This is a genomic window from Oxynema mangrovii CENA135 (genome assembly GCF_016632315.1).
Classification (GTDB): Bacteria; Cyanobacteriota; Cyanobacteriia; order Cyanobacteriales; family Laspinemataceae; genus Oxynema; species Oxynema aestuarii.
The window spans coordinates 3,200,207-3,214,065 of record NZ_JAEOXH010000001.1; the positions used below are offsets into that span (position 1 = coordinate 3,200,207).

At 50.3% G+C, this 13,859-nt stretch carries 14 protein-coding genes; 7 read left to right on the top strand and 7 right to left on the bottom strand.

Annotated features, from left to right (window positions below; genetic code table 11):
* Positions 1-213 precede the first annotated feature (213 nt).
* Both sppA and aroH read left to right on the top strand, forming a co-directional pair.
* The gene (gene sppA / locus JJD41_RS12530) at positions 214-1,029 is read left to right on the top strand and encodes a signal peptide peptidase SppA (protein ID WP_200666353.1); all 816 of its coding nucleotides are present in this window, start codon (positions 214-216) and stop codon (positions 1,027-1,029) included.
* 132 nt (positions 1,030-1,161) lie between these two features.
* Positions 1,162-1,563: a chorismate mutase gene (aroH, locus tag JJD41_RS12535; RefSeq protein WP_168567576.1), complete on the top strand. Its 402-nt coding sequence runs from the start codon at positions 1,162-1,164 to the stop codon at positions 1,561-1,563.
* Here the strand turns inward: aroH and JJD41_RS12540 are convergent.
* On the bottom strand, positions 1,560-1,712 hold the full coding sequence (locus tag JJD41_RS12540; RefSeq protein ID WP_200666357.1) for a hypothetical protein: 153 nt from the start codon (positions 1,710-1,712) through the stop codon (positions 1,560-1,562). The genes aroH and JJD41_RS12540 overlap by 4 nt on opposite strands.
* Positions 1,713-1,719: 7 nt before the next feature.
* Positions 1,720-2,622, bottom strand: coding sequence for a beta-carotene hydroxylase (gene crtR, locus JJD41_RS12545; RefSeq protein ID WP_200666359.1), 903 nt, complete (start codon positions 2,620-2,622; stop codon positions 1,720-1,722).
* Between the two features lie 262 nt (positions 2,623-2,884).
* On the opposite strand from crtR, the gene pyk reads away from it, so the two are divergent.
* The gene (pyk, locus tag JJD41_RS12550) at positions 2,885-4,672 is read left to right on the top strand and encodes a pyruvate kinase (protein WP_200666361.1); all 1,788 of its coding nucleotides are present in this window, start codon (positions 2,885-2,887) and stop codon (positions 4,670-4,672) included.
* Positions 4,673-4,756: 84 nt separating this feature from the next.
* On the opposite strand, the gene JJD41_RS12555 is transcribed toward pyk, so the two are convergent.
* Both JJD41_RS12555 and JJD41_RS12560 read right to left on the bottom strand, forming a co-directional pair.
* Positions 4,757-6,649 carry a CocE/NonD family hydrolase gene (locus tag JJD41_RS12555; protein ID WP_234488613.1) on the bottom strand — a complete coding sequence of 631 codons (1,893 nt, stop codon included), beginning with the start codon at positions 6,647-6,649 and terminating at the stop codon, positions 4,757-4,759.
* On the bottom strand, positions 6,580-6,840 hold the full coding sequence (locus JJD41_RS12560) for a hypothetical protein (RefSeq protein ID WP_200667369.1): 261 nt from the start codon (positions 6,838-6,840) through the stop codon (positions 6,580-6,582). Before JJD41_RS12560 ends, JJD41_RS12555 begins: the two co-directional genes overlap by 70 nt.
* 56 nt (positions 6,841-6,896) lie before the next feature.
* Between JJD41_RS12560 and JJD41_RS12565 the strand changes: the two genes are divergently transcribed.
* A complete protein-coding gene (locus JJD41_RS12565; protein WP_200666363.1) occupies positions 6,897-8,228 on the top strand; it encodes an MFS transporter in 1,332 nt (443 codons plus the stop codon).
* A gap of 524 nt (positions 8,229-8,752) precedes the next feature.
* Here the strand turns inward: JJD41_RS12565 and JJD41_RS12570 are convergent.
* Positions 8,753-9,184 (bottom strand): hypothetical protein, encoded by a 432-nt coding sequence (locus JJD41_RS12570; RefSeq protein WP_234488614.1) that lies wholly within the window; start codon positions 9,182-9,184, stop codon positions 8,753-8,755.
* A gap of 311 nt (positions 9,185-9,495) precedes the next feature.
* Between JJD41_RS12570 and JJD41_RS25360 the strand changes: the two genes are divergently transcribed.
* Both JJD41_RS25360 and JJD41_RS12575 read left to right on the top strand, forming a co-directional pair.
* Positions 9,496-9,627, top strand: coding sequence for a hypothetical protein (locus JJD41_RS25360; protein ID WP_255547283.1), 132 nt, complete (start codon positions 9,496-9,498; stop codon positions 9,625-9,627).
* A gap of 157 nt (positions 9,628-9,784) precedes the next feature.
* Positions 9,785-10,759, top strand: a complete 975-nt coding sequence (locus tag JJD41_RS12575) for an aromatic ring-hydroxylating dioxygenase subunit alpha (RefSeq protein ID WP_200666368.1) — start codon at positions 9,785-9,787, stop codon at positions 10,757-10,759.
* Here the strand turns inward: JJD41_RS12575 and JJD41_RS12580 are convergent.
* Positions 10,751-11,419 (bottom strand): DUF1802 family protein, encoded by a 669-nt coding sequence (locus JJD41_RS12580; protein ID WP_370583801.1) that lies wholly within the window; start codon positions 11,417-11,419, stop codon positions 10,751-10,753. The genes JJD41_RS12575 and JJD41_RS12580 overlap by 9 nt on opposite strands.
* Before the next feature lie 283 nt (positions 11,420-11,702).
* Between JJD41_RS12580 and JJD41_RS12585 the strand changes: the two genes are divergently transcribed.
* Complete coding sequence (locus tag JJD41_RS12585; protein WP_200666372.1) at positions 11,703-12,665, top strand: aldo/keto reductase; 963 nt, start codon at positions 11,703-11,705, stop codon at positions 12,663-12,665.
* Positions 12,666-12,774: 109 nt separating this feature from the next.
* Here the strand turns inward: JJD41_RS12585 and JJD41_RS12590 are convergent, their stop codons facing one another.
* Complete coding sequence (locus tag JJD41_RS12590; protein ID WP_200666374.1) at positions 12,775-13,833, bottom strand: BLUF domain-containing protein; 1,059 nt, start codon at positions 13,831-13,833, stop codon at positions 12,775-12,777.
* Positions 13,834-13,859 lie beyond the last annotated feature (26 nt).

Consider the following 13,859-nt stretch of genomic DNA (forward strand, 5'->3'; position numbering starts at 1 on the left):
TGGCCCGGCGATCGGGTCACTTGCCGGGGTTGCCCTGGAGAAAGTGCAACGCCTCTCTCGCAATAGGGCAAACTAGAATTGAGCGCGATCTCGTCGATGTCAATCCCTCGTCGAGGTGCGATCGCTTCAACCCAGCGCACTCGCCAGCCCTACTTTTCCTCTGGAAACAGGTGACTCGCTCGATCCATCCATCATTGATTTGCTTAATTGCCCATGATTTGGCCCTTTAGAAAATTCCGTAAAAAAATTGCTCGCATTGAAGTCACCGGATTGATTGCCGGAACCACGCGCAAAAAAGTTCTCGAAGCGCTCAAAACCGTCGAAGAACGAAAATTCCCCGCCTTGTTGTTACGCATTGACAGTCCGGGAGGAACCGTCGGGGACTCCCAAGAAATTTACAACGCCCTCAAGGAACTGGGTAAAAAAATCAAAATTGTGGCCAGCTTTGGCAATGTTTCGGCATCGGGGGGCGTGTATATCGGTATGGGTGCCCACCACATCGTTGCCAATCCCGGGACGATTACGGGCAGCATCGGCGTCATCTTGCGCGGCAATAATTTAGAACGCCTGCTCGACAAAATCGGCGTTTCGTTTAAAACGATTAAATCCGGTCCGTATAAAGATATCTTGTCATTCGATCGCGAACTGACCGAGCCGGAAAAATCGATTTTACAAGAGTTAATCGATACGAGTTACAACCAGTTCGTGCGGACCGTCGCCGAAGCCCGCGATCTCGAAATCGAAACCGTCAAATCCTTTGCCGACGGGCGGATTTTCACCGGGGAGCAAGCCTTGGAACTCGGGGTCGTCGATCGCGTCGGGACCGAAGAAGAAGCACGACGGTGGGCGGCGGAATTAGTCGGACTCGATCCGGAGAAAACCACTTGTTTTACCCTGGAAGAACGCAAACCTTTACTCGCCCGGATCGTCGGACAAACCCAGGTCGCCCCTCGGGTATCGGCAGGTCTAAATTGGTTAGAATTTGAGCTGTCTCACAGTGGACATCCGTTGTGGCTGTACAGACCTTAAGGGGGGATTGGGGGACTGCGCCCTCGGCTGAGGCTGGCGAAGTTCCCCGGATCTGGGCGGACTGGGAGCCTTGGCGCCCGATCGCGGGAGCCACCGAGTCCGTGCAACCCGATCGCTGACAATTGAGAAAAAATGGAGGATTTTGGCGTGGAGTGGAGAGTTCGCGCGATTCGTGGAGCGACAACTGCTTCGGCGAACACAGTAGAAGCCATTCGCGAGGCAGTGACTGAATTACTCGACGAATTGGAGAAACGCAATCAGATCGAGCCGGAAATGACGATCAGCGCGATTTTTTCGGTGACGAAAGATTTGGATGCGATTTTCCCGGCGGCGATCGCGCGTCAGCGTCCCCACTGGGAAAATGTGCCCTTGTTGGACGTGCAGCACATGCACGTGGTCGGTGACTTAGAACGGTGCATTCGGTTTTTGATTCACGTCAACCTCCCCGCATCCCACCTCGAAGTTCACCACCCGTACTTGCGGCAGGCGAAGAATCTCAGACCGGACTGGAGTTTTTCCCGAGTCGGATCTTAAATCCGTGCGGGCGTAGGGGTTCCTCGATGAGAACGTCCTTCCCCGCCGGGGACTCGACCGATAAAAATGGGGGAGGGAGGCGCGATCGCCCCACCTTCCCCCGGTTCGCGTCGGCGCTGCGGCTGGCTCGAACCTTGACAGATATTCAAAAATATGCTACTTAATTTCCGGTTTGCTCTCGGGGCGGTGGTGGTGAAAGCGGATGCCGAGAAAAATGTCGTAGAGGAAACTCCAAAAGTCTTTTCCTTGTAGGAGTCCGAGGGATTGATGGCAGCCTTTCGCTTCCAAAAGCGGTTTCGTCGCCCAATACGCACTTTGGTACTTGTACCAGGGAATCGAAGGCCACAAATGATGGATGAGGTGGTAATTCTGACCCAAAATTAATAAATTCAACACCGGACTCGGATAGACCCGAGCATTTTTCCAGCGATCGCGTTCTTTAAACGGTCGATGGGGCAAATAGTCGAAAAACAACCCTAAAGCCAGACCGACGACTAAAGCCGGACAGAACCAGAAATTGAGAATATAGCCGAGAAAATCATACTCACAGGCGATCGCGATCGCCCCGACCACGACCAAACGGCTTAAAAACCATTCCAGCAGCTCGTAATTGCGCCACAAACGACGTTTGAAGAAAAAGATTTCGTGGTAAAAAAAGCGCGCCGCAATCAACCACAGAGGGCCGCCCGTCGAAACAAAATGATCCGGATCGTTATCCGGATCGTTGACGTGGGCGTGATGTTGCATGTGAACCCGGGTAAATACCGGAAACGCAAAGCCCAACATCAACGCACTGCCGTGACCTAAGATCGCATTCATGAGGCGATCGCGGTGTGCCACATGATGAGACGCATCGTGAATCACCGTTCCCGCCATGTGGAGGGCCACGACATTAATGAAAAAACAACACCATCCCGGCCAGTGGAGCTGCCAATAGCCCAACGTCGATAGCAGCACTAACCCCACCGCCGTAAAAAACATCAGCAGTGTGGGATTGAAGTCCTCTGGAGGACCGAGAAACTCTTTAGGCACCCTCAGTGGCGGCGTCGCCTCTGACATGTTCTTCTTTACTCCTTTCAACGAATCCTCGGATAATGTACAATAAGCATCTTCAAATATAAAGTTTTGTGAATCCGCGTGTCTAATCTGGATGAAAATATAAGTAGTATTTATAAATTCACGGTCTTTTGGTCAAGTCGTCGAAACTCGATCGACCCAAAATCGGCTCGGGACCGTACCTGAGTCAGTTCCGTCCTCAAGCGTAAAAAATAGACCCCAGAAACAACAAGATTCCGTCTTATCTACCTCCCGATTTGAGTTAATGCAATTGCGAAACTGTCCGCGTCGAACCAAGATCGTAGCAACAATCGGTCCGGCCACCAGCCAACCGGATATTCTCCGAGAACTGATCGAAGCAGGCGCTACGACGCTCCGCCTCAACTTTTCCCACGGGACCCACGAAGACCATCAGCGCAACATCCGGCTGATTCGGCAAACCTCCTTCGAGCTCAACCAGCCCGTGGGCATTTTACAAGACTTACAAGGGCCAAAAATTCGGCTCGGTCGGTTCGAGCAAGGGTCGATCTACCTCCAAAAAGGCGATCGCTTCATCCTCACCAGTCGCGAAGTCCCCTGTACCCAAGAGATCTCCTGCGTCACCTACGAACCCCTCGCCGACGAAGTTCCCGAAGGCGCCACGATCTTGCTCGACGACGGACGGGTCGAAATGCGCGTCGAAAAAGTAGACCGAGTCACCCGCGAACTCCACTGCATCACCGTCGTCGGCGGTACCCTCTCCAACAGCAAAGGGGTCAACTTCCCCGGGGTCTACCTCTCCGTCAAAGCCCTCACCGATAAAGACCGCGAAGACCTGCTCTTCGGACTCGATCAAGGGGTCGATTGGGTCGCTTTGAGCTTCGTTCGCAACCCCCAAGACATCCTCGAAATCAAAGAACTGATTTCGAGCACGGGCAAACATGTCCCCGTGATTGCCAAAATCGAAAAACACGAAGCCGTCGAACAAATGGAAGCCATTCTTCCCCTGTGTGACGGCATCATGGTCGCTCGCGGCGATTTAGGCGTCGAAATTCCCGCCGAAGAAGTGCCGATCGTCCAAAAACGGCTGATTGCGACCTGCAACCACCTCGGCATCCCGGTGATCACGGCGACCCAAATGCTCGACAGTATGGTTCACAGCCCCCGGGCCACTCGCGCTGAAATTTCCGACGTCGCCAACGCCATTCTCGACGGGACCGATGCGGTGATGCTCTCCAACGAAACCGCCGTCGGCAAACATCCCGTCGAAGCGGTGCGTACCATGTCGCGCATCGCCACGCGCATCGAACGGGATCAGGCGATCGGTCAAACCAGCCTCTCCGATACCGGGCGATCGATTCCCAACGCCATCAGCCAAGCGGTCGCCAAAATCGCCAAACAACTCGACGCGGCGGCGATCATGACCCTCACCAAAACCGGGTCTACCGCCCGCAACGTCTCCAAATTCCGCCCGCAAACTCCAATTCTGGCGGTGACCCCTCACGTAGACGTCGCCCGTCAACTCCAGCTCGTCTGGGGCGTCAAACCCCTGCTGGTTCTCGATTTACCCTCCACCGGGCAAACTTTCCAAGCGGCCCTCGGCGTCGCCCAAGAAAAAGATATGCTCTCCGAGGGCGATCTCGTGGTCATGACCGCCGGAACTTTGCAAGGGGTGTCCGGTTCCACCGACTTAATCAAAGTCGAAGTGGTCACCGCCGTCCTTGGTAAAGGGGTCGGCTTGGGTCAAGGGTCCGTAAGCGGTCGGGCCCGAGTCGCTCAAAGTGCTTTAGAAGTCGGCAACTTCAATCCCGGCGAAATTCTCGTGGTTCGCAAAACCAATGCGGAGTTTGTCGAAGCGATGCGCAAAGCGTCCGGGGTGATTACAGAAGACGAAAGCCTCACCAGTCACGCGGCAGTGATCGGCTTGCGCTTGGGCCTCCCCACGATTGTCGGGGTCAAAAACGCCACTCAACTGATTCGGGAAGGGGCAATTTTGACCCTGGATATGGAACGCGGTTTAGTCTATTCCGGGGCGGTGGGTTCGGCGCCGACGGATACGGTGTTGACGCCGTAGGGATGGCAGAACTTCAGAACGCCGTAGGGCGGGCCGGATAGCCCGCCCGTGCGAGTTCCGAATCCAACATCCAATATCTAAAATCTAAAATCCCCTCACGGGCAACTCAATTTTAGACGCATAACGCCGATCGCGCCGGATCGTTAAGGTCGGGTGACCGGAGGTGGGATAGCGGGCGAAGGTGTCCGCATCGTGACCCGCGATCGCCACGCGCAAGCGATGGCCTTTTTTCAACAAGACGGAAATGGGGAATAACGAAAACGACACTTTCGTTACCTCTCCCGGTTTTAACGGCATTCCCGCCTCTCTCTCGAAGGAATGATAGGGACCGAAAATCCGATAAGGGGGCGTTTCCGAGGAAATTTGACGGTGAAGGGCGCGCAATTGTCCTTCGCTGAGATAGGTCACCCGATCGCCCTCGTCTACGTCCTCTAAATAGGCGTAAAATGCCCCGTCAGTGGCCGTGGAACTCAAATAAAGGGTAATCGCCGGATCTCCGGTAATTTCCACGTCCTCGGTCAAAGGAGGGCTGGTATAGGTCAACAAGTGGCGGTCGGCGTCGGCGCGATCGCCGTAAACCACATCTTTGCCCCCGGCTTGGGTATGCCAGCGATTGTCCGTTCCCGTGGTCGCCGCAAAATCCACCGCGTAGGGATCGGCGGCGCGATCGCCCGTCGGGGCCTCGGGACTCAAACCGCCATCCGGCGCCAAATACCACGATCTCATCGCCACCCCTTCCGGCGGCCATACCGTGCTACGCTTCCACTCGTCGGCCCCTACGGTGTAATACCGAATTTCCGAGGGCGGCGGGGTTGTTTCGGCGTCATCTTGGAGATAGGCATCGAAAAACGCCATTAACTCGTCCAATTGTTCGGAAAACGGCGGGTCTACGGAGTGTCGCGGCGGATTGTACGGGTTCGAGTCGAAATTCCCCCCGTGATTCCACGCGCCGATCGTCACGGTTTGGGGGTTGTCGTAGGTAAAAAAGCGACTGAGGGCGCCCCTGGCGGTTCCTGCATCGAACCAACTGGCCCGGGCAAAAATCGGGATTCCCGATTTGGAAATCTCCTCTCGGAAGTGATAGGGGCTAAAGTCTACCAGAGTATCGCCACGATCGCCGAAGGGGTCGTCGCGATAGGTGATGTCTTTCGCCGCCTCGTACACGTTCAAATTTTCCCGACGTTCGGCGATCGCCGCCTTCAGCAGTTCCCCGTCCGCATCCTCATCTACGGGTTTAACCCCCGTCACCACTGCTTTCGCCGCTTCGCAACTTTCCCCGGTCAGCTTTTGGATGACGCAGATAAACGAGCGATCGTTGGCATCGAGAACCTGATTGCCGTCACTCCACTGACGGACGAACCACTCGTTAAAAACACCGCCGGGAAAGGCGAGTTGGGTGTAGGGGTCGAAGTTGTTAAATTGGACGGCGATCGCCTTAAGCGGTTCCGGGTGGCGGGCCGCGAGTAACTCCGTCGCATTGCCTTCGTAAGAAATTCCAAAACTGCCCACTTTACCGTTAGACCAGGGCTGACGGGCGATCCACTCGACGATCTCGGCGTAGTCCTCGATCTCGCGTTCGGACCACGGGTGAGGACGGGTCCCAAAAGAGGCCCCACTCCCGCGCCCATCGACGATGACCAGGGCGTAACCCGCCTCGTTCCAGCGTCGGGCGTCTCCGTAGTTGGGATCCGATTCCATGGGTAAATCGACTAAACCGAACGATCGCCAGTAGCGGGTCATCCGCATGACTGTCGGGATGCGGGCGTCCGGTTTCAAATCGGCGGGTAACCACAAATCGAGGGCGATTTTGGTTCCGTCACTCATGGGAACGTAAAGGGCTTGGTTCCGGGGCAGGTCGAAGGCGAAACCGACTTGAAGCGGGACTTGCGCGCCCAAGAGGGCAAGAATTAGCCCCAAGGCGCAAAAAAAGGCATACAGTCGGCGCGATCGCCGCTTAAAAGGCTGTGGATGCTGCATTTCCCCTGTTGAGATGGCGCGTGAGATGGCGCGATGCGACATAAAGTGTAACCCGAATGCGGTCGTTTTCCCGGGCGATCGCCCCCGGGCAATTGCTCCCCAAAGGTTAGAATCGACGGCAGGCGATCGTCCGCTTCTCCAAAAAATTCCTCGCAATTCTTATTATTTCGAGGGTGAATCCGGTCGTTCATCCGGTTAGTATTCTGTCATTCTCTGTCATTCATTGAATTATTTCCTTCATTAACCCATGCTCGACAATCCAAAACAAATTTTCGGTTGGGTGATGTACGATTGGGCAAACTCAGCTTATGTCACCACGATCGTCGTCGCCGTTTTACCTGCTTATTTTGCCTCCGTCGTCGTCCCTTCCGAAGGATTGAAATTTGCAGGAACTTACTACAGTGCCACCTCAATTTGGGGGTTGATGGTTAGTGTTTCTGCTTTCTTTGTTTTTCTGTTCGCCCCAATTTTAGGCGCAATTTCTGACTTTTCTGCCGCCAAGAAAAAGTTTATGATGGTGTTTTGCTACACGGGCGCTCTTGCGGCAATTTTGCTCTTTTTCTGCGGACAAGGCGATATTATAGCGACAATATTTTTATTCATGATTGCTCAAATTGGTTTTGTCGCGGCCAATATTTTTTACGATGCCTTTTTACCGCAAATTGCATCGGAAAATAAATTAGATTGGGTTTCGGGAAAAGGCTTTGCATTCGGATATGTCGGCGGCGGCGTCCAGTTCGCGATCGCTCTGTTACTGATTGCCAAACATGCTACTTTCGGTCTATCTGCCGAATTCGCCGCCCGCTTGGCGATGTTAATGGCTGCTTTATGGTGGGGCGGTTTTGCTTTAATTACTTTTTTAACCTTAAAAGAAGCCCCACCGACGGAATCTTTACCCGCCGCTTATCGACGGATTCCCCAATGGCGCGCTTATACGGAAATTGGGATTTTACGCACGGTTGCCACGGTTAGAAAAGTTAAAAAGTTCAACCATCTTTTACGGTTTTTGATTGCCTATTTAATTTATAACAATGGTATTCAAACGGTGATGGCAATGGCGACAATTTACGGCACCCAAGAATTGGGATTGTCCAATGCAGTCTTGATGGGAACGTTATTGGCCATTCAGTTTATCAGTGTGGCGGGGGCGCTAGGATTTAGTAAGTTAGCGGAAAAGGTTTCGACGAAAACCGCTTTAATCTTTACTTTAGTCGGTTGGTCGATTGTCGTGATTTATGCTTATTTTTTAACCAGTTCGGTCGAGTATTTCGTGATGGGGGCGATCGTCGGATTGGTGCAAGGCGGTTCGCAATCGTTAAGTCGGTCGTTTTACGGGTCGATCGTTCCGGTTCACGCTTCCGCAGAATTTTACGGCTTTTATTCGGTATTTAATAAAGGTTCGGCGATTTTCGGTCCGTTGGCGTTTAGCGCGATCGGGCATTTCACGGGAAACTCACGCACGGCTATTCTCTCTTTAATTATTTTCTTTATTGTCGGTTTAATTTTACTATTTTTAGTGGATGTAGAGAAAGCAAAAGAGGCAAAAAATTCTATTATTTTCAAGCGTCAGGCATTTTAAGCGGTTAGTTATTTAAGCTGCGTGATTCCAGCTAGAAATACTCCTTAAACATGCGATCGAAGATAGTTTTTCTGTGGTGCAATTCTCCCGATCGCCTCGTGACTCCTATACCTATCCTCAATAGATTCTAAAATCAGATCGCTTGCAGGGAAACGGCAATGCCGTTTCCCTACTAAAATGAAATTGGGAGCATCTTTCTCCCTACTTGGGTTCCCAGTCATATAGGACTGCTATATGCATTTTAAAAGAGCAACAGCCTATCGATTGAAGAAAGGCGATCGCATCTAAAATCTAAAAATCCCCAAATCTAAAATCTAAAATCTAAAATTCATAGATGCATCCCCGAAGCTGTAAAAAGGGGTAACTCCATCTGACAAATGCTTCTCTAGTCGGTTGGGAATGGCGATCGCGCAGCAACTCAGTTTGGGAGTTATCGCGCGTTCGCGCTTTGGGTTATCTCAAAGAGCACAATGCAGCCATTTGGCCGATCGATTGTCAGTTGGGGTTTGTTGGAGCTTTTCGACCTAGTTAGTGACCCGCAAGGGGACAAAATCACCAGGGGTTACGCGCAGTTCTTCGTAGAACTGCAAGACGCGCTCGGTATAGGTGCGAATATCGCCCCTATCGTAGAGTGAAGGATCTCCCGAAACCCACCACGATGCCGCGCGACGGACGGCGGTAAACTCGTTATTGTCACTTTCTGGATATTCTTTTCTGAGAATGTCATCCATCACGCAAGCAACAACAAGTCTAGCTTTTTGGACATTTTCCTCAAATTGTTCGGGAGTCAATTCCTCTCCAATACACAATCTCGACCAGCGAGGGATATTAGAGGGTTTGATTTTCCACGGACTGTATAATCCGTCTTCTTGACTAGAAGTTTGCGGTGCTGCCAGTCGAAGCGCTTCCACTAATGCCATCACTTGGGCGTGGGAAATTTGTGCTTGTACTGGCAAGGCCCATAACAGGATTGTCGCTATCAGTCCCCCCACCACTAATCGCATGTTTTACCTTATAGATTCCGTTCACTGATTGTCGATCGTAGAGTAAAAGTCTGCAAAAGGCAAAATAAAAAACGTCAAGGCAAAAAAAAAATTCTCTTGTTTTTAAGTTTGAGCTTTTTCATTCGCGCTTGTAAGAATGGCTCGATTTGTGGTGACAAAATCTAGGGCTCGATCGCCTCTGGAATCGGATGGCCCCTAAATTCTATACAGCGCAAAGGTGAGAGATGGTCAATAAAGCCGAGAGGGGGAACAAAAGAGAAAAAATGAAACGGTCCGAGGCGCGATCGCGCCCCACGACGATCGCCGTTACTGCCAGGAAAAAAATCGATCGATGGCTAAGTTTTTACCCCCTTAAAATCAACCCGATCGCCGCGATCGCGCACTTCACTACTTGAGCTTTAGATACAGTCGAAAGACGTTTGATAGTTTATAAAGTTCCAGGAAAATTGCCAAAGTTTTAAATCGGTACGATTCACTTTTATGATGTTATCAATTAGTCATTGAATCAGAAAATTACTAATTTTTATAAACCCCTACTAGGAGGATTTGAGAATGAGCGAGATCGATCGCGCTTTGCATGAAGACTGGCACCCGATCGCCGCCTTAAACGAACTCGAAAAAACGACGATCCAAGAGCGCTGCTTGTTGGGAAAATCGTTAATCTTGTGGCGCGATGGCGATCGCGTCGCAGTTTGGGAAAATCGCTGTCCCCATCGCGGCGCCAAGCTCTCCGGCGCAACCGTAACGGGCGATCGCCTCGTTTGTCCCTATCACGGATTGCACTACGATCGCGCGGGACAATGCGTTTTCATTCCGGCGCACCCGGATTTAAAACCGCCCGATCGCCTGCACGTTCGATCTTATCCCTGTCAGATTCATTACGATTTAATTTGGGTTAATTTAAGTAAAAACAACGTTCCAATCCCAGAATTTCGTGAATGGAACGATCCCAATTATCGGAAATTCTTGTGCGGTCCGTATGTTTACGAATCTAGTGGCTTTCGGGCGATCGAAAACTTTTTAGACGTGTCTCATTTTCCCTTCGTTCACGACGGCTTACTCGGCGATCGCGATCGCCCCCGGGTGGAAGAGTACACGATCGATCGCGATCGCGACGGACTCAAACTCAACAACGTCGGCGTTTGGCAACCCGATCCCGACGGAACCGGATCCGGGGGTCGGGTCACTTACGATTACTCGGTTTCGCGACCGCTTACCGCCTCCTTTGTCAAACACGCAAGCGGCGGAAAATTGGCGATTTTCTTCACCGTCTGTCCCACGGCGGAAGAAGCGTGCGTCGGTTGGATGTGGATCGCGATGAATTACGGTCAGAACCTGCCAGAAGCCGAATTACGGGCGTTTCAGGATCGCGTCGTCCGTCAAGATCTGCCGATTGTCGCCTCCCAACATCCCAAGCGTCTCCCCCTGGATTTAAAGGCAGAAATTCACCTCCCGTGCGATCGCGCTTCGATCGCCTATCGTCAGTGGTTGCGCGAGCTAAATATTCGCTTCGGAACCTTATGGTGAGGGCGTTACAGCCTCCGCCAGACGATCGCGAACCGCTTGCGATCTCGATCGATACTCCGCTTCCGTCAACACCGGGGACGAGTCGGCGATCGCGATCGCGTCGGTCAGTTCGATCCACGACCGACAACCGCCATACGCCTCCCGGTAAGGGATCTGGCGCACTTGCGCCAAGCGAAACACTCGCAATAACAGTACGTAAAGCGGTTGTTGCGGCTTCCATTTCAAGCGATCTTCAGTCAGGCGATCGGTCCAAATGTGATACGGTAGCAAGGCGCTGACGGCGGCGCGATCGCCCACGGGTAAAATGTCCGTAATCTGTGCCCAACTGCCGATTCTGACCGTTTCTGGATGCCACCCGGATTCTACTGGGGTCACTTTTCGCGCATATTCCGGTTTGAGTAATTCGGGTTTTTGATGTTCGTAAGTCGGATAGAGTAAAACGCGATCGCGATCGATCGTAAACTTTCCCCCCCGTTCGCGAATACCACCTTTACGCAGTAAAACGATCGTTTCTCCCCGTTCCAACGCTTCGACGGCGATCGCCCATTCTTTGAGCGCGTGAGTCATCATTTCACTCATGGAATTAGCCTCTTTAGATTGATACATCGATGGTTTTAATCTCCCTTCAACTACAGCATTTTCCTCTGCTATGCAAGACATTTAGATCCCCCTAAATCCCCCTCGCCAGGTAGGGGTTTGGTTACCAAACCCCTACTTTCCTCGTTCCCCCCGAAATCCCCCCAACCCCCCTTTGAAAGGGGGGCGAAGGGGGGATAGAGGGGATCGGCACTGTACCTCATCAGACGCCCGAGTGCTGTATAGTTTTTTAAAATTTCAAAATTCAGATAGGATTAGATAGCATTCCAATCCTCTGACTCGAAAAAATTAATTTGCTATAATTACAAAATTATCAAAAAATTGTCAATCCAACCCTGGAGGATTAATGAAAACGCGCCCATTGGGAAATACAGATATTCAAATCACCCCCATTATTATGGGAACCTGGCAAGCCGGGAAAAATATGTGGGTCGGTATCGACGATGACGAAATTACTAAAGCAGTTCGCGCTGCTTTTGATGCGGGAATCACTACCTTCGACACCGCCGAACAGTACGGCGAAGGTCACTCCGAAACGATTTTAGGTGCAGCATTGGCGGACGTGCGCGATCGCGTCGTTTACGCCACTAAAGTGTTTGCCAATCATTTGAAATACGACCAAGTGATTAGCTCGTGCGAAGGCTGTTTAAAACGACTCAAAACCGATTATATCGACCTGTATCAAATTCATTGGCCTTCTGGCAGTTGGGGCAGCGAAATTGTCCCTATTGAAGAAACGATGCGCGCTTTAAACGATCTCAAAGAGCAAGGCAAAATCCGCGCGATCGGTGTTTCTAATTTCTCCCGCGAACAAATCGCGGAAGCTGCTCAATTTGGAAGCATTGACAGCTTACAACCGCCTTATTCTTTATTTTGGCGACAAGTTGAAAAAAATGAAATGCCTTATTGTGTCGAACACAATATTTCAATTTTAGCATATTCTTCTTTAGCCCAAGGTTTACTCACTGGAAAATTTGGACGCGACCATAAATTTGAAGAAGGGGATCACCGTTCTAAAAATAAGTTATTTGCCAATCGAGACAATTACGAACGAGTACAAACTGCTTTAGATCGCCTGCGTCCGATCGCCGATCGCCATCAATGTAGTCTCGCTCAATTAGCGTTAGCTTGGTTAATTGCTCAACCGCAAACTCATGCGATCGCCGGGGTACGCAATGCGAGTCAAGCGGTGGATAATGCCAAAGCAGGATCGATTGAATTATCGTCAGAAGATCTGAAAGAAATTGACGCGATCGGGCGTACTGTTACCGATTCTCTCGATGATAATCCGGTGATGTGGAGTTTCTAAAATTGAGGATTGAAATTCAATAAAAATTCTTTAATAATCTTGAGTGCGGCCATATTGGCCGCTTTTTTTAAAGATATTTAACTCTTTTGTTTGATTCTTAAATTTTTCTTTATCCTTCAAACTGGTTTAAAAAGTGGCGAATTTCTTGCGCGATCGCGGAAAGTTTTTGCTCTTTTTTAACCCCTTCATCATTGATTGAATAAATTTCAACGGGATTTGATTTACCTTTTACTTGATAGTTATCAATTTTTATAAAATCCCAGGACTTTTTAGCACTGTTTTTGACTTCGACAGAAAAAACCATCGCATAGGTCAAATGTCGGGTCAGCGCTTCCAAGCGAGAGGCGACATTAACCGCATCGCCGATAATGGTATATTCTTTTTTCAACGCCGAACCGATATTTCCTTCGATCACTTTCCCTTTCGCCAATCCCATTCCTGTATATAGAAAGCGCAGGGGACTGTCCGGTGCAACGCTATTTCTTAAAATTGCTAATTCTTCTAAAATTTCGACTCCTGCTTGAATGGCATTGTCCGCGCGATCGCCGTCAAAATATGCCATAATACAATCGCCAATAAATTTACTAACTTCTCCGCCTTGTCGGGTAATTATTTTCGTGGCGATACTAAAATAATTGTTGACTAAATCGACGACCTCTTCGACGGGGAGTTTTTCCGCAAAGGTGGAAAATGAAATAATATCCCCAAATAAAATCACTTTTTCTGCTTTGACCGGACGAACGGAAAGGGGATTAATTCCCTGACTGATGATGGCAAAGATTTTAGATTGTGTGTATTTTTCTAAAATACGGTGAGATCGGGTGACTGTTTTTAACAGGCTGTCAATGGGTTTGATTAATAAGTCTTTATTGTTGTCTAAAATAATGGTCTGCATCGACCAGTCCGGGAACATCCGGGTACGGACGTTTAACTCAGATTTCAAGCATAAAATATCGGTATGGCGATCGTCTTTTAGAATTTTCTTATAAAGGTTGTCAATTTTTTCAGCTTCTCCTTCTAAAATTTGGAAAAAGATGCCGCCAGAACAGAGCAAAACTCCGGTAATCCCATCCCGTTGGTTGTTGCGACGAGAAACTTGTCCGATCTCTTCAACCTCTTTTGGGGAAAGCGGTCGAGAAAATTTACTAATATAGGTCAGTCTTTTCATTTTAAAAAAGAGCCATTCAATAAGAT